We start from the raw sequence: 22,002 nt of genomic DNA on the forward strand, positions 1-22,002 counted from the left end.
GTCTATGCCTCCCAGTTCGGCAGGAACTCGTTCTCCAGCCACTTCGTGGTGACTGGGCTGTGTTGAAAGTCTTTGTTTGCCATCAATGCGGCATGCAAGTCGATGGTGGTGGGGACTCCCTCGACGCGAAGCTTGGCCAACGCGCGTCCCATCAGCTCTGTGGCAGCCTCGCGGGTGGAGGCGTGGACGATGAGTTTGGCGATCATCGAGTCGTAGAACGGTGGGATCTCGGCGCCAGGGAATGCACAAGTGTCGACGCGGATGCCGGCGCCCAGGGGAGCCACCCAGCCGGTGATCTTGCCCGGATGGGGTAAGAAGTTGTTTCGCGCATCCTCGGCGTTGATGCGGCATTCGATGGCGTGCCCGGTGAGTGTCACCTGATCCTGAGTGAACGAGAGTCGATGGCCCTGCGCGACTCGAAGTTGTTCGCGCACGATGTCGATCGAAGTGACCATCTCTGTAACAGGGTGTTCGACCTGTACTCGTGCGTTGACTTCGAGAAAGACGAAGTCGTTGCGTTCGGTGTCGACGAGAAACTCGACAGTTCCTGCACCGACGTAGTCCAGGCCCTTTGCCAGATCGACTGCCGCCGATCGCACGCGCTCGAGAAGCTCCGGAGGCAAGCCGACTGCCGGGGCTTCCTCCACCAGTTTCTGGTAGCGCCGCTGGGTGGAGCAATCTCGTTCGCCCAAGTGCACGACGTTGCCATGCGTGTCGGCGAGGATCTGGACTTCGACATGTCTGGCGAATTCGACATATCGTTCGAGATAGATTGTGCCGTCGCCGAATGCGCGCTCCGCTTCGGTGCTCGAGCGGGAGAAATGCTTGCGTATATCGGCGCGATCGCGGATGACCGTCATACCGCGTCCCCCACCGCCTGCCGAAGCCTTGAGCAGCAGCGGGTAGTCATCGAGTTCGTCGGCAGCTGCGACCGCATCCTCGGTCGTCGTGAGGCCGGCGGTCCCCGAGCCGGTGGGAATACCGAGTTCGGCGGCCGTGCGACGCGCTGTGAGTTTGTCACCGGAGCGGCGCATGACTTCGGCCGGCGGACCGATGAAGGTGATGTCGTGATCTGCGCATGCTTCGACGAGATCGGTGCGTTCGGACAAGAAGCCGTAGCCGGGATGTACTGCGTCGCAGTCTGCGTACAGTGCCGCCGCGACGATGCGGTCGACCGACAGATAGCTTTCGGATGCCTGGCTGGGCCCGATGACGACGGTGCTATCGGCGAGTTGAGCGGCGAGGGAATTCTTGTCGCATTCGGAGACGGCCAGCACACTTTCGACGCCTTCGTCGAAGCATGCCCGCACGATGCGGACTGCGATCTCGCCGCGATTAGCTACCAGTACGCGACGCACGATCACTGCTCCCGTGGAGTGATGGTGAACAGGGGTGTGCCGTACTCGACCTGGACTGCGTTCTCCACGTGCACTGCTGCAATGGTTCCGGCGACGTCGGCAGTGACGTTGTTCATCAGCTTCATGACCTCGACGATGCACAGAGTATCGCCTGCCTCGACGGTACTGCCGATCTCGACGAACGGCGGTTGACCTGGCTGCGGTGTCTTCCAGAACACTCCGACGCTCGGTGCAGTCACGACGTATCCGGAGGCCCCGGACGTATCGGCCGTAGTTGGCGCAGGGTCGGCGGCGGGAGCATGATTGGGCGCGCCCGGCGAAGGGGCCACCGGAGGAATGACCGCAGCCACGGCCGGAGCAGCGGACGCTGGTTGGGCATCAGGGGTGGCCCCGTTACGGCCCACCGCTATCCGGACGTCGCCGACTGTCACCGTCGCCTGATCCCATTGTGAATCTTGCAACGCAACGACGATATCTTTGATTTCTTGCGGTGTCAGGCTCATTTTCCAGCTCTCCTCAGTTGTTGTATCTCGCCCAAAAGATCAGACTGCAGCAGTTGCGAAGGCCCCGTAGGAACCCTTGCAGAACACCAGCGGCGATACTTCGCTGGCGGCCTCGATCGCGCCTGCCTGGCCGAGGACGATGGTGTGGTCTCCGGCCTCGTACTCGTTCCACAGAGTGCAGTCGATCCACGCGACGGCACCGGCCAAGCCAGGCCCGGAGACACGCGGAGCCCACTTGACTCCGGCGAATCGATCGATTCCCCTGCGCGAGAAGTTCTGTGTCAGCTCGGCATGCTCTTCGGCCATGACGTTGATACAGAACTTGGCGGCATCGCGTATCGGTGGCCAGGTGCTCGAGGTCTTGGCGGCACAGAATCCGACCAATGCGGGATCCAGCGAGATCGATGTGAACGAATTGCATGCCATACCGACCGGGTCGTTGTCGACCATGGCTGTGACCACGACGACCCCGGTGGGAAGGTGGCCGAGTACGCGCCGAAACTCGGTGGCATCGATTGTCGATCGGTTCATGTCTGTGTCCTTTGTCGATCTCGAACCATCGCTGCAAGAGATCCGAGGTAGCTTTTCTAACAGTCGGTTGGCAGATTAACCCTAGGTGATGCAGACCTCACGAGTCAACGAGAGTGTGTGCACCTCCCTCTACATCACCGCGACTGCGTTGGCTGGAGAACTGACTGCACCGACCACGGGCAAAGGTGCGGCGGTGAACAGAAAACTCCACCGGTTGGCGGCGTGGCACGCTGCAGCCAGCTCGTCCAGGTCGAGGAGTTCGGACAACGCGAAGCCCAGGGAGGGAATGAGTCGGCGATGAAGTGACCCGTCTTCTCGGTTCCCCGGCGCGCTCTCGATCGCCGGGTTGTCGGAGCAGACTGCAGCGAATCCGCTGTCCCAGAGGAACCGCGCCATCGACTCGGCCGCGGACAAGCCGGAGAAGCGGTCACCGACGGTACTCGAGTCGCGACCCTCCGCTACACGACGCTTGTATTCAGCCGTCCAACCGATTCGAACACACAGAACGTCTCCTCGCTCCACGGTGAGGTCCTGTGCCTGCGCGACGTCCTTCAGAACGTCAACTCCAATCGTGTCACCCCCGAACGGATCCCACGCAATGTCCTTTAGATCGAAATATCGGGCTACGTCGAGGAGGACTCCGCGACCGACGATTCCGCGAGGCGCCCAGTGATGAATGCCGAGCTCCTCACGGGCGGCTTCGTCGTCGGTGACGCCTCCGTAGAAGCCGAGTTCTCGCGCTCGAACATGGCCCAGACCATCCCACTGTGAGGCTGACTGAGGGTTGTACGAGTCAACCGTGTCCTCGAATGTGTTACGGCCGGATTCGAATACCGAATGTGCAAGCGCTGCACGGCCGAAAAGGGGCGGGTCGAAGGTATCGAGCGGTAGCGACAACCCGAACGATCGCCCGGATATCACCGATTCCGCGCCGGCGCGCGCACGCCCTTCATCGAGGAGCGCCAGAGTCCCCAGGCGCGTCGGAAGCAAGCCCCAACTGTGCCTCACACCGAGATTGCCCAGCTCGGGCAACTCGTCGTACTTCGGCAATGCGGCATTGGTCATGGCGTCGTCAACTTCCAGGTGGTGTGGGCAAATGGAAGTCGGCTCGGCGCACCAGGAGGGGTTATGGGTGCGCCGAGCCGACGTGGGATGGGTTCTCGTTCAGAACAGCGAAAGCCGTTGTTTCAGTGGAACACTGCGTTCTGGGCAAGACCTGCGGTTTCTCCGCCGTCGATGACGAACTCCGATCCAGTGGAAAAGGAGGAGTCATCACTGGCGAGGAACAAGACCATGCGGGACACCTCGATGGGGTCACCGCCCCGCTTCATCGCCACGTGCTGTTGCGACTGGTCTGCACCCTCGGTCATCGGCGTCCTGATCAAACCGGGATGAATCGAGTTGACTCGAACGTTATGAGGCCCGAGATCGATTGCGGCCGATTTCGTCAGCCCTCGCACACCGAACTTCGACGCATTATACGAGGCCATCGAACCAAAACCTTGCAGTCCGGCAATGGAGGAGATGTTGACGATCGAACCGTTGCCGTTCTTCTTCAGCTCGGGTACCGCTGTCTTCATTCCCAGGAATACTCCAGTGAGGTTCACCGCGATCATGGTGTGCCAATCCTCGATCGAGTGCGATTCGATATCGCCTATGCGCACGATGCCGGCGTTGTTTACCAGAATGTCGAGCCGACCGAACTCCGACACCGCGGTAGCGACGGCATGCTCCCAATCGGCTGACTGGGTAACATCGAGATGCACGTAGCGTGCACGGTCGCCGAGTTCGGCGACAAGCGACTTACCCTCATCGTCGAGGACATCCCCAATTACCACGGCAGCGCCCTCCTCTGCCAGAAGCCGGGCGTGGGATGCACCCATGCCTCGAGCTCCGCCGCTTATGAGAGCTACACGGTTGTCCATTTTTCCCATGACAATGCACTGCTTTCTCGTTTGATTCGGTAGCGAACCGATGGCCAATTCATGCGAATAGCATTGGTATGACGGCGAGTTCGTCGCCCGTCGACTTCGGGTCGAGAAAATTGCCCAGCGTGCGAATGGCCTCGGCATTGTCACGAAGATCTTCCGGGGTGTGGTTCGGATCGAAGTAGCCCTCGCCAACCACAAAGGCGACGCGGGCGACTTTACCGGACGACGTGCTGAAGATTTCGCCTGTGATATTCGTCGACGGGTGCGCGAGCCACAGGACGGTCGGCGAAACGATTTCGGCAGGCCCCATCGGCGCTTTGCCGCTCCGGAGATCTTCTTGCCAGTCGTCCGATTCGGAATTCGTCCCGTCGAAGAACGCGTCGCGGTTCATTCGTGTGATTGCCATCGGTGCGATGGCGTTGGCCACGATACCGAATTCCTCGCCTTCGTGGGCGAGTGTCTTCGTGAGACCGGCAACTGCCAGCTTCGCAGTTCCGTAGTGCCCCAGCTGTGGGCAACCCGCGAATCCCGCATTGGACGTAGTGTTCACGATCCGGCCACACCCCTGTTCGAGGAACTGAGGCCATGCTGCTTTCGACATGTAGTACGCACCGTCGACAGTCACCGACTGCATCCGTTGCCACTGTTCGTCGGTGAGCTCCGCAAGGGCACCGTAAGAGATGATTCCTGCGTTGTTCACCAGGACATCCAGCCGACCGAACGTGTCGACGGCGGTAGCTACTACCGCTGCTGCACCGTCCGCGCTTGCAACACTGTTGGTGTCGGCCACGGCTCGTCCTCCGGCAAACAGAATTTCATCGACAACAAGCTGCGCAACGCCGACATCGTTGCCGTCACCGTCCGAGGTGACGCCGAAGTCATTGACCACGACGAATGCACCACGCGCTGCGAACTGCAGCGCGTGCTCGCGCCCCAGGCCGCGGCCCGCACCGGTAACGACGACGACATCACCGTCGAAGCGCATATCGAGTGGCTTATCCGTAATCATGGTATTCGGTGACCAAGCCGTTCTCGACGGTGAAGCGGGTACTGACGTCAAGGCGCACCGTCTCGCCGGAAGCCGCCCAACCTGGCACGTCAACGATCGCGGTCGCGACCCAGGTCTGTTCGACGACAACCGTGTTCTCGCCCGACACGTGCAAAGCACGACGATTCTCGAAGTGCTTGTCCGGGAACGCTCCTGCGAACTGACCGAGTAGATCGGCAAATGCCTGCGCGCTGTCGAGCAAGACTCCGCGGTTGTGATGCTCCAAGTGGAGATTCTCTGCGCTGACCGCGAGGATTCCGGGGATGTCACCGGAGTTGTAGGCTGCGATGAACTTCTCGACGACCTCGACGGCCGTCTGATTCTGTGCGCTCATGTGTGGTCCTTTCGAGTGCAGTGACGAGACGGTCAGGCGAGCTTCGGTGCGACTTCCTCCGTGAGCAACTGAAGTGAGTAGTTCCACGGCTTGACGTCGTCGAGGTAGTCGTGGCCGTAAACCATCGTCGTTCCCCAACCCCCGGTTGCCTCGGTCACGGCTGCGAGCTTCTCGGCAACGGTGTCCGGAGACCCTACGATCCACACCTTTTCGACAATGTCGTCGATGGTGACGTCGGCCATGTCCATATTCGGCAGCATCGCTTGCAGCAGGCCGAACTGTTTGTACACAGGAATGAGGTACTCCATCCACGCCTTGCCGATTCCGCCTTCGACAGCAAGCTTGCGCGCTTCGGCATCGGTGTCGGCGACGATCACGTCGCGCACGACGCGGAAGTCACTACGATCGACCGTGTGGCCGGCTTCGTTCGCGGCCTGCTCGTACGTGTTCCAGTGGTTCGAGATCGCAGCTTCGCCTGCGTAGACCGACAGTGCGTGGTAACCGTTGCGACCCGCAAAAGACAGCGACGGCGAATTGGGACTGAGGCCGGCGAGAGCGATTTCGACCTTGCCACCGTAGGGCGCCGTACTCCGGTACTCGTGGTGCTCGTCGGGTTCCGGGTAGCCGCCCGTGTAGTACTCACCCTCGAAGTGGAACGGCTTGCTTTCCCACACCTTGTTCATGATCTCGAGCGCCTCGGTGACGCGCTTGTGGTTGGTGGACATGTCCTTGAAGCCGCGAAGTGCGGCATCACTCGGGTATCCACCTGCTCCGATTCCGAGCATGTAGCGGCCCTCGGTCACATGCGTCATCCATGCCACCTGCGTCGCCAGCGAGGCCGGGTTGTGGTACGGCAGCAGGTGCGCGCCCGGGCACAACTTGATGTTCCGAGTCTCACGTGCCGACGCGGCGATGATCAGTTCCGGGTTGGTGATCGATTCCCACGACATCGTCGCATGCTCGCCGATCCAGTACTCGGTGAAACCGAGACGATCGCACTCGATCGCCTGTTCGACAGCGAAGTCGAAGACCTCGCGTGGTGTGCGCTCCGGGCGCATGAACGGGGTCTGGAACATTGCAAATTTCACGGGCATACCTTTCAAACGGGATCACACTCGGTGTGTGATCGACAACATACCACCAAACGACCGTTAGACAAGCCCGTCCCGAAATCGGTGGGCTCGATCAGGCGTGTGGAGATCTCACGTGGAAAGCTGTTCTAGGTCAACAACATGCAACGCATTCCGGAGCTGCGGCTTGCATGGGGCGGGGTGAGGCCCCGACCGCGGCAGATGCGAGTCAACGAGCCCCGATAGACCCCGAGATGGCCTCAGGGAGCTCGTGACGACCGTTGACGCAGAGTTTGGCGTAGACACCCTGCAGTCTGTTCTCGACTGTTCGAACCGATATGGACAACTCCGCGGCGATGCCCTTGTTCGACATTCCTGAAGCAGCGAGCGTGGCGGTCTTCATTTCAGCAGCGGTCAGCCCCAAGTGCCAGTCCCTCTTGTCCAATGCCGACGTCAACGGATTCTCACATCGACCGACCAGGTGGCCGACGCGTCGAAACAATACTGCCGAGTGCTTTGCGTCCCCGCGCTTGTCGGCAATTGCCGCCGCGTTGGAATAGGCCTCGGCTGCAATCAGGATCGCACCCAATCGTTCGAAACGTTCCGCGACCCTTTCGAGCCTGCCGGAATCGGCGGCGTCCAGAGCCAAGATATGTTCCAGCTTTGCCGCTACCAAATCTCCTTCTACACCGCGAGCCAGGGGAACACAGAGTTCACGGGCCCGGGCTGCAGCCCCAGTCCGAGCCAGGGCGTGAGCCGCCGCAATAGCCCCCACACGGTCGCCGATCTCCCGCCCGGAACACGCCGCGAGCTCGAAATCTACATGTGCACTGCGCAAGTCACCAGAGAGCGCGTGGACCCATCCGGAAGCATTGATGGGATCGACCCCCATGAACATCGTCGAGGGAAGTCCCAACTCCGCGGACTGCTGCAGCGTTTTTCTTCCCTCGGACGGTTTGCCGGCCACCGCCTGGGCAAGAGCGAGATAGCCCAAACAGAACTGGACGAATTGCGGTCTGTCCAATTGGCGGTAGATAGAGACAGCGGTGGACAACAGACGCACCGCCCTGACTGGGTACCCACAGTCGACAACCGCCTTGGCGCGCTGCCAACAAAACAGGGCCTGTGCCTCTATTGCCTGGTTCTGTACTGCCCATTCGTACTCGGTTCGGCTTATCATCGACGCCTTCGTGAACTCACCGGCGTGCGAGTACGCTTCGGCCTCGTAGAACCGATGCATGAACGGGTACCAGTCCATCGGCGTCTGCAGTTGGGTTTGCACAGAACGCCCCAACTCGGCCACCTCGAGGGCTTCTGCGATTCGGCCGGTACGCGCAAGGCTGTATGCCGCAGGCATGCATGCCCACACCAACGCCGAACCCGACGCAACCTTCAGTAGCGGCTCTGCCACTGCCAGCGCGTGTGCCGGACCGTCTCTCCCCAGTATGAGCGCCGCCCGCCGCGCCGCGATATCGCGAATATAGGGTGTGCCGGCAAGCGAACGCTCCGCCTCATCGGCCACCTCGAGACCCTCGTCAACTGTCCCGGCGTAGATCGCGCGGTGATCCAGCTGGGCCACCGCGACGCGGAAGATCTCGACCGGAGTGGATGCCGAGTCGGCAAGAGCGGACAACTGACGTGACGACTCCTCGGCGTTCCCCCTCAGACTGGCCAATTCCGCCCGCAACAGCCCGGCGTCGAAACTGTCGACCTGGTGCAGCACGGCGGCAGCCATACGGTCGGAAAGGACGAAGTCGTAGTGCCAACGTGCCACGTACGCTGCGGTGAGCATCTGGTCCGGGTCGCCGCCCCCCGCCAGCAATCGCCACTCGGCGACACGCATCAGGCGCTGATCCGACAAGGGCTCGTCGAGCTCGACCGACTCTGCGAGCTCGCGGACGACCTCTCGGACACGCAACGGCGGAAGACTGCTGCGGACGACCTCGCTGTACAAAGGATGGGCAATGCGAAGCTGTAGATGACCCGTCACCCCTGTTTCAGTCAGCAGGAGGCCTTTGCGTTCGATTTCGCCTGCGGCAGCGAGCATTCCCAAGCGTTCGACCTCGTCGACGGTGAGCGGTTCCCCGAACGCGAGAAACGACACGAGTCTGTGTTCCTCAGTTGTCAGGACACCTAGTCGAGCGGTCACCAGCTCGACGAGCCGATCACTTGTTTCGAGGCCACCGTGCAGCCGCCACACACCCGAATCGTCCACGAGGCTGCCTGTATCGATCGCCCCGATGATCAATTCGCGTAGGAACAACACGTTGCCGCGGACCTTGTCGGCCAGGATCTCGAGCGTCCCATCGTCTACCGGCCCCTGCAATGCCGCTTTGACCACTTCTTCGATATCGGCGGAAGAGAGTCCCTCGACTTCGACTCGATCCACGACTCCGTTCTTCCACAGATTGACTACGTGTTCCGATGTGGCTTCACGTGTCCGATACGTTGCAAGCAGCACCGCCCTGTTTGTATCTGCCATCTGGTAGACAAGCGTCGCCGACATCTCGTCGAGCAGATGAATGTCATCGACCATGAGTACCAGCTGGCCGGATCCGTGTTGATCGACGAGCATGTCGGCGAATCGAGAAAGCAAGTCGGCGCGATGGGTGACTCCGCCGTTCTTCTGAATCCAAGCACTCGCAGGAACCAACGGTGCGAACACGCCCAGTGGAATACTCGAGCTGGACGAAGTCGCGCTCACACGTGCTGTGCGAATGCCCTGGCCGGTGAGTACCTGTAGCACCTCGGCCGCGAGTCGACTCTTGCCAACTCCAGCAGAGCCCGCCAACAGCACACCGCGGCCCGACTGCAGGCGTGCACAGATGTCGGCAACCTCACCTGACCGACCCACCAAAGGCCACTGGTCTGCGAGCGACGGAGCTGCGAATTGCTTTGACATCCTGACCATTCAACTCCGAGACTCCGCGTCTGTGTGCAACTTCGGCAGACCTGACCGTCCACGCCATCTTCGTCCGCCTGCGGTCAGGACGCGACCGGCGCCGCGACGAGCGCCCGCATTTCCTCGGCCCATTCTCCCGCGAGTTCTTCGGGATCGTCTCCGCTCGACGCGTCGTGACGAAAGGTCGACCCTAGTTGTGTGGCACCCAGCGCGCTCAAGTGCTCCACCACTATCTCGCTCGCTCGGTTGTACGTCGAGTAGTAGCTGTCACCGAGACCGAAAACCATGAAACGGACACCTTCCAACCGCGCAGACATCCCTACGAGCGCCTCGAAGAATCGCGCTCCGCCGCCTGCCAACTCGCCCTCACCGTGCGTTGCGGTGACTACGACCACAGTGTCAGCTCTCGAGTCGAGCAGCTGCTGTGGACTGTAGTCAGTCATGTCGTGAACATCGACCGGAGCAACTTCGCCCATGACTCTGCCGATCTCGAATGCGCATCCCTCGGCATTGCCGGTCTCGGTTCCAAACAGTATGACGACACTCATAGCTATCCATGCTTTCTCTACTAAGTTCTGGGCTCAGGTTCGGGCGATCTCGATCATCGTGGCAATGTCAGGCACCTTTATTCGGCAACGACCCTCCCTCTGCTGTGCCGACTCGAATTCATCGATACGCTTCCAACCTGCGAAATCTATTGTTCTATCGTGCAGTTCGGGTTCCAGCGCGCGCAGTCCGCGCCTATCCGTACTTGTTGTTCCATCAGCCAGATCCGCAACGATGCGCGAGGTGAGGAGCTTTGCGTCCGCCCGATTGTCCGGAATCCCGCCGGTCGAACCCCTCTCGAGCCAGCCGACGCAGTAGAGGCCTTCGGATATCACCCCGGTCGAGGTGAGGCCCGACTCGGTGTGACAGTTCTGCGGGGCGAACCCGACGGCTGTCACCACACTGTCTACGTCGATTCGCCGCACCGTGGACAAGCCATCGGTGCTGATCAAGTCGAGTTGTTGTGCACCGCCGGAGATCTCCAGGTTGCGAGGCTGCCATCCGAAATGGAAATCGATCCGCACTCGGGGTCGCTCCACGGCGTTTCCCTCAGCTAGATCCCGTAAGGCCTCGGCTTTTGCCCGCACCCGTGCGTCCTGATGATCGAGCGAATCGAGAACGTCCACGGTGACAGCCAAGCCGTCGATCGAGGCCAATTCTCGGATCATCACACTGTCGAACTTTGCCGCCGATGCAGCCGAACGCCCGACGACATGAATATGTGACGGCCGGTGCCCGAGCCTGAGCGGATCGAGGTCGCTACCGCCGAACGCGGAAGCGTCCTTCGACAGCAGGCGAAGCACATCAACCGCGACGTTGCCGTGTCCGATGATAGCTACCCGATCGCCGAAGAGAGGTTCGAACAGCAATTCGTCCGGGTGAGAATTGAACCACCGCATCACTTTGCCGGCACCGTACACCCGATCTCCCTCGACGCCATGCACGGCACGATCGGACGACAGACCCGTTGCCAGGACAACGATGTCGAACAGCGTGCGCATCCTATCGAGCGAAACGTCCTTGCCTACATCGACGTTTCCTACGAAGTCGACCGCGCCGCTACCGAACATCTTGTCGAATTGGCGGGTAATCGCTTTGGTGCCTTGATGATCCGGTGATACCCCATAGCGTAGGAGACCGTACGGCACCGGTAGGCGATCGAAAACTACGATTGCCGCATGCGGCAGTTGTTTGCGCAACATCTGCGCAGTGAAGCAGCCGGACGGACCACTGCCTACGATCGCAATGTGCAGAGAACGAGGTTCGTCTCCGGATGGACCGAGGACCTGCATGGTCGCTGGGTGGTCGAGCAAAGCGATTCCTCCTTGTGAACCTCTGCCGGTCGTCAGATTCCTGACTGCACGCTCACCGTCTTGCGGTCAGTCGTTCAATCGCTCGCCTTTGGGAAAGACGATCGGTACATGCAACATTCCTGCGACCTGACCCATGAGCCACTCGCACTCCTTGTCGGCGTCCAACGCGAAATCAGGTATGCGCTTCAGGAATTCACCAATCGCGACTCGCGCCTCGACACGGATGAGATGCGCGCCGAGGCAGCGGTGGATCCCGTGTCCGAGGGAGAGATGACGATTCGGGTCTCGGTCGATGACGATGTTGTCGGCGTTAGGGAATACGGACCGATCGCGGTTGGCGACAGCAAACCACAGCATCGCGGTCTGACCCGGTTCCATGGTGACGTCTCCGACTGTCGTCCGCTCGGTGACGAGGCGCCCGACCATGGCGGGACCATAGAAACGCAACAGTTCATCGACTGCGGCAGGAATATGCTCAGGATGCTCGATCAAACGACGTCGCAGCTCGATATCCCAGGCAAGACGCCAGAACACCGAGCTCAAGAATCGAGCCGTGTTGTCGATACCTCCCAGCAGCAAGACGGTAAAGAAACCGACGAGGTCGTCGTCGGACAGTCTTTCTCCGTCGACCTCTGACATGACTACTCGTGACATGATGTCGCCGCCCGGGTTCTTGCGCCGCTCGTCGATCAAGTTCCGCGCGTGGGCAACCAGCTCGGCGAATATCTCGGCACCCTCCTCAGGGTTTTCGACATGGGTGATCGCCCACACCCACCGGCGATAGGTGTCTCCATCCTCGGGTGGGAGACCCAAAAGGATGGCAGTGAGTCGGGCCGGAATCTCGTCCGCCAACCAGGACGCGACATCACCTTCCCCAAGATCGATGCGATCGTCGATCAAGGCGTTGGTCGTCTGACGCAACTGTTCGGTGAACAGGTCGGTTGCTTCGGGTGAGAAGGGCTTCGCGACCAGCTTCCTGTACTTCTTGTGGACCGGATCGTCCTGAGCGGCCATCATCAGCTCGAACTCCCCGGTCTCATAGCGAGGAAAAGTCACGCCCTTGTTGGAGAACGCCTTGGGGTTCTGGATGATGGCCTGAACTTCTTTGTATCCCGCGACTACCCAATGCCCGCCGTAGGCCTCACTCCACGCGATCGGGGCGGTCTCGGCCTCGTCGCGCAGCGCTTCGAAGAACGCATGCGGGGTCCCGTCCGAACCAAGTGGGGTGTGGTAGTGGTCCGCTGTAGTGAACAAACTGGTCGTGGGATCGACTGTGGCAGTCATTAATCAGGTCTCCTAAATGTGGGGCGGGTGACCGCAGAATCTGCGGTCGCGAGTCGGAATGCAGTCGGCTGCGTACGCGCAACTTTGCCGCTCACCCACTGTGATGGCCGTCACCCACTCGTCCAAGAGTAGTGACTACTCGACTTGAACTGCAGCCGCCACCTTGCCTCACATCGAGCGCAGGGTCGATCGTGAACATGTATCCCGTTTCCGTTGTCGTCGGATGCGACCACGGCTACGGTATTCAAACGACCGATTGGTTGTCATCGGCCGTTCACTCTCAACCAACCGAAACAAGGAGCACGCAACTCATGACAGGCAGACTCGCAGGAAAAGTAGCTATCGTCAGCGGCGCCGCACAGGGCATGGGCGCAAGCCACGCACGCGCCGTCGTCAGGGAAGGTGGTCAAGTCGTAATCGGTGACATCCTCGACAACCGGGGAAAGCTCCTCGCAGATGAACTGGGGGACAATGCACGTTTCGTGCACCTGGACGTCACGAGCGAAGAAGACTGGGAGACCGCCGTTTCCACTGCAATCTCCGAATTCGGCAAGCTCAACGTCTTGGTCAACAACGCCGGAATCGTCAATTTTGGATTTCTCGACAACTATTCGCTCGAGCAGTGGAACGCAATCCTTGCAGTCAACTTGACCGGACAGTTTCTCGGCATCAAGGCAGCCCGCAACGCGTTGGTCGATGCCGCACCGTCGTCGATAGTCAATATTTCCTCGACTGCGGGAATCACTGGCAGCGCCGGGCAGCATGGGTACGCTGCTTCGAAGTTCGCCGTCCGAGGGTTGACGAAAACCGTTGCGGCCGAACTCGGCAGCAAGAACGTCCGAGCGAACTCGATTCATCCCGGCACGATCAAGACACCGATGACCGAAGGAATGGACCTGTCCTCGCTTGCAGCACCGATCAGGCGCATCGGCGAGGACATCGAGGTGTCCAACCTCGTGGTCTACTTGGCGTCGGACGAGTCCGCGTATTCGACCGGATCGGAATACCTGGTCGACGGTGGATTGGTCAACTGTGCCGGAGCGGTCGTAGACGAATAGCACTACTGACGGGCCGTTCTAGCACTCCGGTCGAGAACGGCCCGAAACGGCTGGCCGCAGAAACACCACCGGATTCTCCGCAGCTCGAATCCTCGGTGCAGGTCAGCCCACTCTGGCTCGAAAGCACCAATCCGATTGAGCGCCCACAATAGCGCGAGGCAAGGAGGATGGTCACAGCCTCGCTGGTCGCCGCTCGATACCGAGAACACTGATGACGTCAGGCGAATGCCTCGGAAAACGCGTCCAAAGCCGCGTCAGGGTCGGCGGATGCCCACCCCTCGAGCCCGATGACGCCTCGATAGCCGAGGCGCCGCAATGCACGTGCGATGGCTTTGTAGTTGATTTCCCCTGTCCCAGGTTCGCACCGCCCTGGTACGTCGGCCACCTGTATCTCACCGATGAATGGAAGTGACTTCTCCACCAACGCAATCAGATTGCCTTCGCCGATCTGAGCGTGGTACAGATCGCAGTTCATTTTCAGGTACGGACTGTCGACGGCTTGCACCAGCGCCAATGTGTCTGCTGCCGAGGCGAACGGCGTACCCGGGTGGTCGACCGCCAGGTTGAGATTCTCCAACGTGAAGACCCGGCCCGCTTCCTCTCCGAGCGCAGCGATCCTGCGGAGTGTGTCGGCGGCGGCAAGCCACATCGACGGAGTCACCACCTCGACCGGCAGTACCGGGCGCCCACTGCCGTCGAGGCCTGTTCCGTGCAGGTTCAAGCGTGGACAATCGAGTTCAGCGGCGACGGCCAAGGATTTGCGGGCAGTACTCAGGAGCAGCTCGATACCGTCGGGTTCGGTGAGGTTTCCCTCCAGGTAGCCGGTCATCGACGAGAACGTCGCTCCGGATGCGGCGAGAGCGTCGACGTCCTTGGTTGCCCAGTTCCAGATTTCGACCTCGAAACCGCGTGAGGCGATGCTCTTCACGCGGTCGAGAAACGGCAGATCTACGAACAGCATCTCGGCGCTCGCGGCGAGGGTGTAGTCGGACATGTCAGCGCCCCAACGTCACTGCGGCACGGGTCTCTACACTGCGGTGTCGCTCCTGGCGGTGTCGGCGTGCACTCCCACGCGAACAGGTTTCAGCTGACGATGACATCGAATTCTCCAGACTGGAACTGCTGCTCAGCGCCACTAGTACGTTCTAGTTGCACTACGGTAGAGCCACGAGACAGATGCGTCAACTACCGTCTGACCGAACGAACGGATGGAGCACGGTGACCAATGGGACTCGCCCCACGATGGCCGACGTCGCACGGATCGCGGGGGTCTCCCCCGCTTTGGTGTCGATCGTCATGCGCGGCGTTCCGGGCGCAAGCGAGTCGACACGTACGCGCATCAAGTCGATAGCCGACAGCATCGGATACATCCCCGACCGCCGTGCGCAGAAGCTGCGCCAGACCACCTCACGCCTACTCGGGGTGACCTACGATCTGCAGGAGCCGTTCCATGGAGACCTGGTCGAACAGATATATGCCGCAGCCGATCTGCACGGGTACGACGTCATGCTCAGCGCCACGGCGCCGAGCCGCGACGAGGACGCTGCCGTTCGGTCGTTGATCAGGGAACGGTGCGAGGGCACGATCCTGCTCGGATCGAATCTCGAGTCGGACTACGTTGCCGCACTGGGTTCCTCGGTTCCGACGGTGACACTGATGCGACGCAGCGGTGTCGACGGCGTCGGTTCGGTGCGCAGCGACGACGTCGCCGGCGTCGGACTCGCCGTCGACCATCTCGTCGAGCGAGGCCATCGACGGATCGCGCACATCGATGGCAGCCGCGCACCCGGCGCCGAAGATCGCCGCCACGGATTTCGTGATGCCATGGCCCGTCACGGGCTGTCCGGCTCAGCGTTGCTCGCGGCCGGCGGAACAACGGAAACCGACGGCGCGAAGGCCACGGAACGGCTGATGCGCAGCGAACCACCCTCTGCCATAATCGCTTTCAACGACCGCTGCGCGACGGGCGTGCTCGACTACCTCGTCCGGACGAGTGTCTCGGTTCCCGAGACGGTCGCTGTCGTCGGCTACGACGACTCGCGCCTGGCAAGCATCGCACACGTGCACTTGACCTCCATTGCACAGGACGCGACAGCACTTGCCGAGGCTGCCGTCGAGACTGCGCTGGCACAGATCTCGGGCGCCGACGCGCGCGAGACCGTCCTCACTCCCAAGTTGGTTCGCCGCTCCACGACGTAGCACCTCGGGCATGCCCCACCGTCGCGCTTCTCACGACGGCTTTCCATCGATCCACGTCGATAGTGTGCAGGAGAGTCTGCGGCCTGTGAACCCACCCGAGTGAGCAGTCTTGTGTCGAGGACAGTAGGCGCTCTGTGGCGTGCACGCGCAAAGACGCAATGCCATCTAGTTAGGTTCGGCATTCCTTATATAGACTCCGTCGGTGCCCAGCGAGACCAACTACGTCGACCGCCCCGGTGTGCGCTTCGCGTGCGACCTGGGCCGCTTCGGCGATGCACCAGCTCTGATCACGGCGCACGAGACTGTCACCTACCGCGACCTGGACGAACGCGTCGAGCAGCAGGCGTCGAAACTCGGGACTGAACGTGGCCTGGTGCTCATCGCCGGAGCCAACGAGATCGACGTGGTCGTTACCTATCTTGCGGCGCTGCGGGCAGGACATCCGGCGCTCATGGCACCAGGTGACAATCCCGACCATCTCGACGGCCTGATCGATGCGTACCAGCCCGATGGGGTGGTGCGCAGCGTCGACGGCCGCCCGGTCATCGAGAAACACGGCCGGCGATCGAGGCATCAGCTGCACCCCGACCTTGCATTGCTGCTGAGTACTTCCGGTTCGACCGGATCACCCAAACTCGTCCGACTCTCCCACCGCAACGTGCAGGCCAATGCCGAGTCCATCGCGGAATACCTCGGCATCCGCGCGACCGACCGCGCCGTGACGACGCTGCCCATGCACTATTGCTACGGGCTGTCGGTCGTGCACAGTCACCTGGCACGCGGCGCCGCACTGATTCTGACCGGTTCCTCTGTCACCGATCCCGAATTCTGGGACCTCATGCGGGCCCAGCGCGGCACCACGTTCGCGGGCGTCCCGTACACCTTCGATCTGCTCGACCGCATCGGTTTCGACCAGCTGGATCTGCCCGAGTTGCGCTACATCACGCAGGCCGGTGGCAAGATGTCCCCGGACCGCGTCCGAAGGTACGCCGAGGTGGGTCGACGTCGGGGTTGGGACTTGTTCGTCATGTACGGGCAGACGGAAGCGACCGCCCGGATGGCCTATCTGCCACCGGATCTCGCCGCCACCCACCCGCACACCATCGGCCGTCCGATTCCCGGGGGATCCTTTCATCTACAGGCAGTCGACGACGCCCCGGACGGGACAGGTGAACTTGTCTACTCGGGGCCGAACGTCATGCTCGGCTACGCCGAGGGTCCCGACGACCTGCGCCTCGGTGACACCCTCGACGGAGAACTGCATACCGGTGACCTCGCCCGGCGCACGGACGACGGACTGTACGAGGTGGTGGGCCGGCGCAGCCGATTCGCGAAGGTGTTCGGCCTGCGTATCGACCTGCAGCACGTCGAGTCCACGCTCGAACAACGCGGGCTGACGGCGTGCTGCACCGGCGGTATCGACGAGCTCGTCGTCGTTGCGGAGGACGGCGACGTCGACGTCGTCCGACGCACCGCAGCGCAGGCCAGCGGCCTTCCCTCAGCAGCGGTACGGGTGTGCCTCGTCGATCAATTGCCGCGAACATCCACCGGCAAACCCGATGTGCGAGCGGTTGCCGAGATCGCGGGCCGACCCGACCCATCGGACATTGTCCCGACTACCGGCGATGTGAAAGCGCTGTACGCAGAGATTCTGCACTGTTCACACGTGGACGACGACAGTACGTTCGTGAGTTTGGGCGGTGACTCCCTGTCGTACGTTCGGATGTCGTTGCGGCTGGAGGAAATGCTCGGCCGCCTCCCCGAGAACTGGCACACCACCCGAGTACGGGACCTCGATCAGGCTCCACGTGTGCGCCGCGGCTGGCGCCGAGTGGAGACGAACGTTCTGCTGCGTGCCCTCGCGATCGTCCTGATCGTCGGCTCGCACATCCACCTGTTCTCGGTACTCGGCGGGGCGCATGTGCTTCTCGGGATCGCCGGCTACAACTTCGCCCGCTTTCCCCTCGGGGCGGCCGAACGCACCGAACGGACTCGCCGTGTGCTCCGAAGCGTCGCCCGGATCGCCGTCCCCAGCATGGTCTGGATCGGGTCCGTCATCGCCCTCACCGGGGACTACCAGATCACCAGTGCATTTCTGCTCAACGGGATCCTCGGCCCGGAAGGGTGGTCTGCGGAATGGCGCTACTGGTTCGTCGAGGCGATCGTGTACATCGTTCTCGCGACTGCCGCGGTACTTTCCATTCCGTTCATCGACCGTCTCGAGCGTCGCTACTCGTTCTGGTTCGCGATGGGAGTCGTGGCATTGGGCCTCGTCACTCGATACGGGCTGATCGAAGTCGACGACAGCCGCAATCGCATCCTGACCGCGTCCGTGGTCTTCTGGTTGTTCGCCCTGGGCTGGGCCGCCGCGCAGGCGAGCACCACGTGGCATCGAGTGTGGGTCACTGCGGCGATCGTGGCCACGGTACCCGGGTTCTTCTTCGGCGAAACGCAACGAGAGGTCATCATCGTCGCCGGCCTCTGCATGCTGGTGTGGCTCAGGGCGATCCCGTGCCCCACAATGCTGGCCCGAGTTGCAGGAGTGTTGGCGAGCGCCTCCCTCTATATCTACCTGACCCATTTCCAGGTCTACCTACCGCTGCGCGACGACCATCCCTGGCTGGCATTCGCCCTGTCGATTCTCGTCGGGATTCTGTACTGGCAGGCGGTGAGCTTCGCACTCTCCCTGGGTCGACGGGTCATGGCGCGAATTCGACAGTCCGACCGGAGCCCCACCACCGAGTCGGGCATCCGGCTTTCCGAAGGTGGGTGAGCGCACCTTCGGGTGCATTTCACTTGACAATGTCACACGGGTAGCTCACAGTTGTCATATGACAACGTCACATCAAAGCGAACTCATCGTCGTGTCCGGTGCATCCACCGGCATGGGAGCAGCAACCGCGCACGCATTGGCCAAGCAGGGCTACCACGTACTGGCCGGCGTCCGACGCCCGTTCGACGCAGACACGATCCGCGCACAGAACATCGAACCAGTAATCCTCGACATCACCATCCCCGATCACATCGATGCGCTCGTCGACCGTATCGACGCCGATCCCGAGAACAGAAGTCTGCGTGCGATCGTCAACAACGCCGGCATCGCAGTCAACGCTCCGGTGGAGACCTTGCCTCTCGACCAGTGGCGACTTCAGTTCGAGGTCAACCTCTTCGGCCATATCGCGCTCACACAGGCAATGCTGCCGTTCTTGCGTCGAAGCCACGGCCGCGTCGTCAACATCAGCTCCGTGGGCGGAAAGGTCGCAATGGGTACATACGGTGCCTACGCCGGCGCAAAATTCGCACTCGAAGCAGTCAGCGATGCCCTTCGTCGGGAAGTCGCACCACATGGTGTTCAGGTGGTCGTCGTCGAACCTGGCGGCGTGAAGACCGAGATGACGGGCCGCGGCATCGAACGCGCACGAGCATTCGTGGAGGAGATGTCATCGGAGCAGCGCCAGCACTACGGCGCGCTCATGCAGGCCATCATCAATCAAGCCACTGCATTCACCGAAACCGGCGTCACCTCGGACGCCGCTGCGGTCGTCATCGCCAAAGCGGTCACAACTCGGAAACCTAAGACTCGCTACACAATCGGACGTGACGCCGCAATGCTCACTCGCCTGGCCAAGATCCTCCCCGACCGCGCCCTCGACCGTGTCGCCGCAGCGAACCTCCGGCCACATTTCCCGAAAGAACTCGCACGCTGATCGCTGCTCCGTCTGCACGGCAATGTCGACTACGCTCGAATGATGGTCTCACGAGCCGAATCCGCCGCGGCGACACGGGCGGCACTCATCGAGTCGGCGCTCGAACTGCTCAATTCCGGAGGGCCGGAGGCAGTTACCCTTCGCGCGGTTGGAGCTCGGGCGGGTGTTTCCCGGGGAGCACCCTATGGACACTTCAAGGACAAAGAACACTTGCTCACCCAGCTGGCACTCGACGCATGGGGTGAGGTGACCCTCGCACTGGACAGACTGATCGCCGACACCGCGATCGACCCGGCCACCCGACTAGAGCAGGCGCTCCTCACCTTGATCACCATAGGTCGCGAACGCCCACACCTGTACATTCTGATGTTCGCCCCACCCGCCGGAGACCCGGCCGTTGCCGCCCAAGCGGTCGGGGCATCGCAGGACCGATTTCTCGACATCGTCGCAAGCGTGGTGGGTGAGCAGGATGCGCGTAGGTACGGTGCACTTCTCCTGTCGAGCGCTCAAGGTATAGCCAACATGGAATTGAGCGGCCATCTCGGCCAAGAGAAATGGAACGCAACCGGCGAAGAACTCGTCGCAACACTGGTTCAGGCCGTCCAGCGGTGAGCCGGTCGGTGGTCACCGCCGGAAACTGCGGAAGATCCGAGCCAACCGCACAAACCGTCAGTTGCCGGGCAACGCGCCGTCGAGGCCACCGACGTCGGTGATCTTCCAATCGTCGTTCTTGTCGATGGTCAGCGAATACGTGACGGTCGTTGCCGTTCCCTGCGGGGTCTGCGCGCTGGTGGAGGTCACATTCAAGAATGCGTTGACCTGGAAGATTCCATCGGACTCGGACGTCACGACCGAGGTGATGGGTGTGGCCGAGGACGTCCACTGCAGCGGCAGGAGGATCTGTTCCAGTTGCTGCGCCGTCGCGTCGAACTTCGCCGCGAGCTGTGGCGTCGTGTTCGCCTTGAGTTCGTCCAGCCACCCCGTCGTATCCCGGTAGTCGATCGTGGACGCACCGAGGGCGTAGTCGGCGGCCACCTGCTCGGCATGTGCGTTGTCGGCGGCGCGCGCCTCATTGTCGGCGAGATCCCCGCGTGCCGACAGGTAGAGGGCTGCGAATGTACCGGTGGCGATGATCAAGGCCGCCACGATCAACCCGGTCACCACGGTGGACAGCCGAAGCTCGATACGTGTAGGCCGACGTGGGGAGTCTTCGCGCGACTCCGGCACTCCTTTTTCCGATTCTGTGATGGCAGACATGGTTCCTCTTTCTCTATTTCACGGTGATCTGAAGTTGTAGCGCACTGCCGTCGCCGACCGCTGTCGCTGCCTGCGTTACGAGGGCGCTGACATCGAGCGCCGGCATGGTGTCGAGCGCTGCAGCGGTGAGCGGCTGCAGCACGGGCACCAGTTCGGCGATAGAGGGACCGATTTCGGCGAGCAACGTCGTCAGTTGCTGCAAGAACGGCACCAAGCCACCGTCGGTGGTGTAGTCGGTCGCGGGATTCCCGATGGATGACAATTTCGACTGTGCAACAACCACATCGGACAGCCCGAGACCGACTTCGGTAAGCTCGGGTCCGGCCGACTCCAACGCCGGCCCCAACCAGGTCATGTCGCCGCCGAGCCACTGCAGGTCGGTCAGTAGCGAGCGGAGCTGCGGTTCATGGCTCATCAGCGTCGCGGCAAGCAATGTCGTCGATCGCTCCAGCCGCGGAATTTCCGATCCTGTTCCGGCCGTTGCCTTCTCGACCGTGTCGATGAGCGAACCGAGGGCCTCGGGGTCGAGTTGATCGAGCAACGTCACCAGTCGCGCCGACATCTCGGGAATGGTTCGCGGCGGGTCGACTGTGCGGGCGTCGATCGTCTGCCCGTCGGAGAGGTGCGGCGGCGACAACTCATTGCCCGGAGCGAAATCGATGTACGGTTCGCCGAGAGCACTGAGGTTTTCGATGACAATCGCGCTCGATGCCGGGATGTCGTAGCGGTCGCTGAACCGTACCGTGACCCGGACTCCGTCGGCCGATCTGACGACCGAGTCCACTTCACCCACTCGGGCACCGGACAGAAGAACAGCGGAACCGTTGTTCAGACCGCCCGAATTCGTCATGAGCACAACCGCAGTCGTCGAACGTTCGAACAGCTGGTATCCGAGAACTCCGAAAGTCATGTATCCGATTCCAAGGAGCAACACAGCCGCGATGGCGCCCAGAGACACTAC

The 22,002-nt window shown here is 61.6% G+C and carries 20 protein-coding genes; 5 read left to right on the forward strand and 15 right to left on the reverse strand.

Annotation, left to right across the window (positions count from 1 at the left end; genetic code table 11):
* Nucleotides 1-2: 2 nt before the first annotated feature.
* The 12 genes from ACODSO_RS10780 to ACODSO_RS10835 form a co-directional block, all read right to left on the reverse strand.
* Nucleotides 3-1,358, reverse strand: a complete 1,356-nt coding sequence (locus tag ACODSO_RS10780; RefSeq protein WP_489036999.1) for an acetyl-CoA carboxylase biotin carboxylase subunit — start codon at nt 1,356-1,358, stop codon at nt 3-5.
* A 2-nt stretch (nt 1,359-1,360) separates the two neighbouring features.
* A complete protein-coding gene (accB, locus tag ACODSO_RS10785; protein WP_489037001.1) occupies nt 1,361-1,861 on the reverse strand; it encodes an acetyl-CoA carboxylase biotin carboxyl carrier protein in 501 nt (166 codons plus the stop codon).
* A gap of 39 nt (nt 1,862-1,900) precedes the next feature.
* Nucleotides 1,901-2,392 carry a flavin reductase family protein gene (locus ACODSO_RS10790; RefSeq protein ID WP_489037002.1) on the reverse strand — a complete coding sequence of 164 codons (492 nt, stop codon included), beginning with the start codon at nt 2,390-2,392 and terminating at the stop codon, nt 1,901-1,903.
* A gap of 129 nt (nt 2,393-2,521) precedes the next feature.
* On the reverse strand, nt 2,522-3,457 hold the full coding sequence (locus ACODSO_RS10795) for a cyclase family protein (protein WP_489037004.1): 936 nt from the start codon (nt 3,455-3,457) through the stop codon (nt 2,522-2,524).
* 122 nt (nt 3,458-3,579) lie between these two features.
* Nucleotides 3,580-4,326 carry a glucose 1-dehydrogenase gene (locus ACODSO_RS10800; protein ID WP_489037006.1) on the reverse strand — a complete coding sequence of 249 codons (747 nt, stop codon included), beginning with the start codon at nt 4,324-4,326 and terminating at the stop codon, nt 3,580-3,582.
* A gap of 49 nt (nt 4,327-4,375) precedes the next feature.
* Nucleotides 4,376-5,332: an SDR family NAD(P)-dependent oxidoreductase gene (locus ACODSO_RS10805; RefSeq protein ID WP_489037008.1), complete on the reverse strand. Its 957-nt coding sequence runs from the start codon at nt 5,330-5,332 to the stop codon at nt 4,376-4,378.
* Entirely contained in the window at nt 5,319-5,705 is a 387-nt protein-coding gene (locus ACODSO_RS10810) for a nuclear transport factor 2 family protein (RefSeq protein WP_489037009.1), read from the reverse strand. The genes ACODSO_RS10805 and ACODSO_RS10810 overlap by 14 nt, the downstream gene beginning before the upstream one ends.
* A gap of 32 nt (nt 5,706-5,737) precedes the next feature.
* Complete coding sequence (locus ACODSO_RS10815; RefSeq protein ID WP_489037010.1) at nt 5,738-6,793, reverse strand: LLM class flavin-dependent oxidoreductase; 1,056 nt, start codon at nt 6,791-6,793, stop codon at nt 5,738-5,740.
* Nucleotides 6,794-7,004: 211 nt separating this feature from the next.
* Complete coding sequence (locus ACODSO_RS10820) at nt 7,005-9,677, reverse strand: helix-turn-helix transcriptional regulator (protein ID WP_489037011.1); 2,673 nt, start codon at nt 9,675-9,677, stop codon at nt 7,005-7,007.
* An 83-nt stretch (nt 9,678-9,760) separates the two neighbouring features.
* Complete coding sequence (locus ACODSO_RS10825) at nt 9,761-10,225, reverse strand: flavodoxin domain-containing protein (RefSeq protein ID WP_489037012.1); 465 nt, start codon at nt 10,223-10,225, stop codon at nt 9,761-9,763.
* A gap of 33 nt (nt 10,226-10,258) precedes the next feature.
* Nucleotides 10,259-11,515 carry an FAD-dependent oxidoreductase gene (locus ACODSO_RS10830; protein WP_489037055.1) on the reverse strand — a complete coding sequence of 419 codons (1,257 nt, stop codon included), beginning with the start codon at nt 11,513-11,515 and terminating at the stop codon, nt 10,259-10,261.
* An 87-nt stretch (nt 11,516-11,602) separates the two neighbouring features.
* On the reverse strand, nt 11,603-12,820 hold the full coding sequence (locus tag ACODSO_RS10835; RefSeq protein WP_489037013.1) for a cytochrome P450: 1,218 nt from the start codon (nt 12,818-12,820) through the stop codon (nt 11,603-11,605).
* 311 nt (nt 12,821-13,131) lie between these two features.
* Here ACODSO_RS10835 and ACODSO_RS10840 point away from each other — a divergent pair, with 311 nt between their 5' ends.
* Nucleotides 13,132-13,878 carry an SDR family oxidoreductase gene (locus ACODSO_RS10840; protein WP_489037014.1) on the forward strand — a complete coding sequence of 249 codons (747 nt, stop codon included), beginning with the start codon at nt 13,132-13,134 and terminating at the stop codon, nt 13,876-13,878.
* Nucleotides 13,879-14,095: 217 nt separating this feature from the next.
* On the opposite strand, the gene ACODSO_RS10845 is transcribed toward ACODSO_RS10840, so the two are convergent.
* Nucleotides 14,096-14,872 (reverse strand): TIM barrel protein, encoded by a 777-nt coding sequence (locus ACODSO_RS10845; RefSeq protein ID WP_489037015.1) that lies wholly within the window; start codon nt 14,870-14,872, stop codon nt 14,096-14,098.
* Between the two features lie 248 nt (nt 14,873-15,120).
* Between ACODSO_RS10845 and ACODSO_RS10850 the strand changes: the two genes are divergently transcribed.
* The 4 genes from ACODSO_RS10850 to ACODSO_RS10865 all read left to right on the forward strand — a co-directional run bounded on the left by ACODSO_RS10850 (nt 15,121) and on the right by ACODSO_RS10865 (nt 20,396).
* Nucleotides 15,121-16,077 (forward strand): LacI family DNA-binding transcriptional regulator, encoded by a 957-nt coding sequence (locus ACODSO_RS10850; RefSeq protein ID WP_489037056.1) that lies wholly within the window; start codon nt 15,121-15,123, stop codon nt 16,075-16,077.
* Between the two features lie 238 nt (nt 16,078-16,315).
* Nucleotides 16,316-18,850: an AMP-binding protein gene (locus ACODSO_RS10855; protein WP_489037057.1), complete on the forward strand. Its 2,535-nt coding sequence runs from the start codon at nt 16,316-16,318 to the stop codon at nt 18,848-18,850.
* A gap of 58 nt (nt 18,851-18,908) precedes the next feature.
* Nucleotides 18,909-19,784, forward strand: a complete 876-nt coding sequence (locus ACODSO_RS10860) for an SDR family NAD(P)-dependent oxidoreductase (protein WP_068369127.1) — start codon at nt 18,909-18,911, stop codon at nt 19,782-19,784.
* Between the two features lie 42 nt (nt 19,785-19,826).
* Nucleotides 19,827-20,396, forward strand: coding sequence for a TetR/AcrR family transcriptional regulator (locus ACODSO_RS10865; RefSeq protein ID WP_068369154.1), 570 nt, complete (start codon nt 19,827-19,829; stop codon nt 20,394-20,396).
* A 57-nt stretch (nt 20,397-20,453) separates the two neighbouring features.
* Here the strand turns inward: ACODSO_RS10865 and ACODSO_RS10870 are convergent, their stop codons facing one another.
* Together ACODSO_RS10870 and ACODSO_RS10875 are read right to left on the reverse strand one after the other, a co-directional pair.
* A complete protein-coding gene (locus ACODSO_RS10870) occupies nt 20,454-21,041 on the reverse strand; it encodes a hypothetical protein (RefSeq protein WP_068369130.1) in 588 nt (195 codons plus the stop codon).
* Nucleotides 21,042-21,054: 13 nt separating this feature from the next.
* A complete protein-coding gene (locus ACODSO_RS10875) occupies nt 21,055-21,951 on the reverse strand; it encodes an MlaD family protein (RefSeq protein ID WP_489037016.1) in 897 nt (298 codons plus the stop codon).
* Nucleotides 21,952-22,002 lie beyond the last annotated feature (51 nt).

Source organism: Rhodococcus sp. FG69 (genome assembly GCF_057808915.1).

Coding starts and splice junctions, on each gene's coding strand:
- accB (WP_489037001.1), bottom strand. CDS start 1,861: ATGAGCCTGACACCGCAAGAAATCAAAGATATCGTCGTTGCGTTGCAA.
- ACODSO_RS10790 (WP_489037002.1), bottom strand. CDS start 2,392: ATGAACCGATCGACAATCGATGCCACCGAGTTTCGGCGCGTACTCGGC.
- ACODSO_RS10795 (WP_489037004.1), bottom strand. CDS start 3,457: ATGACCAATGCCGCATTGCCGAAGTACGACGAGTTGCCCGAGCTGGGC.
- ACODSO_RS10800 (WP_489037006.1), bottom strand. CDS start 4,326: ATGGGAAAAATGGACAACCGTGTAGCTCTCATAAGCGGCGGAGCTCGA.
- ACODSO_RS10805 (WP_489037008.1), bottom strand. CDS start 5,332: ATGATTACGGATAAGCCACTCGATATGCGCTTCGACGGTGATGTCGTC.
- ACODSO_RS10810 (WP_489037009.1), bottom strand. CDS start 5,705: ATGAGCGCACAGAATCAGACGGCCGTCGAGGTCGTCGAGAAGTTCATC.
- ACODSO_RS10820 (WP_489037011.1), bottom strand. CDS start 9,677: ATGTCAAAGCAATTCGCAGCTCCGTCGCTCGCAGACCAGTGGCCTTTG.
- ACODSO_RS10825 (WP_489037012.1), bottom strand. CDS start 10,225: ATGAGTGTCGTCATACTGTTTGGAACCGAGACCGGCAATGCCGAGGGA.
- ACODSO_RS10830 (WP_489037055.1), bottom strand. CDS start 11,515: ATGCAGGTCCTCGGTCCATCCGGAGACGAACCTCGTTCTCTGCACATT.
- ACODSO_RS10835 (WP_489037013.1), bottom strand. CDS start 12,820: ATGACTGCCACAGTCGATCCCACGACCAGTTTGTTCACTACAGCGGAC.
- ACODSO_RS10840 (WP_489037014.1), top strand. CDS start 13,132: ATGACAGGCAGACTCGCAGGAAAAGTAGCTATCGTCAGCGGCGCCGCA.
- ACODSO_RS10845 (WP_489037015.1), bottom strand. CDS start 14,872: ATGTCCGACTACACCCTCGCCGCGAGCGCCGAGATGCTGTTCGTAGAT.
- ACODSO_RS10850 (WP_489037056.1), top strand. CDS start 15,121: ATGGCCGACGTCGCACGGATCGCGGGGGTCTCCCCCGCTTTGGTGTCG.
- ACODSO_RS10860 (WP_068369127.1), top strand. CDS start 18,909: ATGACAACGTCACATCAAAGCGAACTCATCGTCGTGTCCGGTGCATCC.
- ACODSO_RS10865 (WP_068369154.1), top strand. CDS start 19,827: ATGGTCTCACGAGCCGAATCCGCCGCGGCGACACGGGCGGCACTCATC.
- ACODSO_RS10870 (WP_068369130.1), bottom strand. CDS start 21,041: ATGTCTGCCATCACAGAATCGGAAAAAGGAGTGCCGGAGTCGCGCGAA.
- ACODSO_RS10875 (WP_489037016.1), bottom strand. CDS start 21,951: ATGACTTTCGGAGTTCTCGGATACCAGCTGTTCGAACGTTCGACGACT.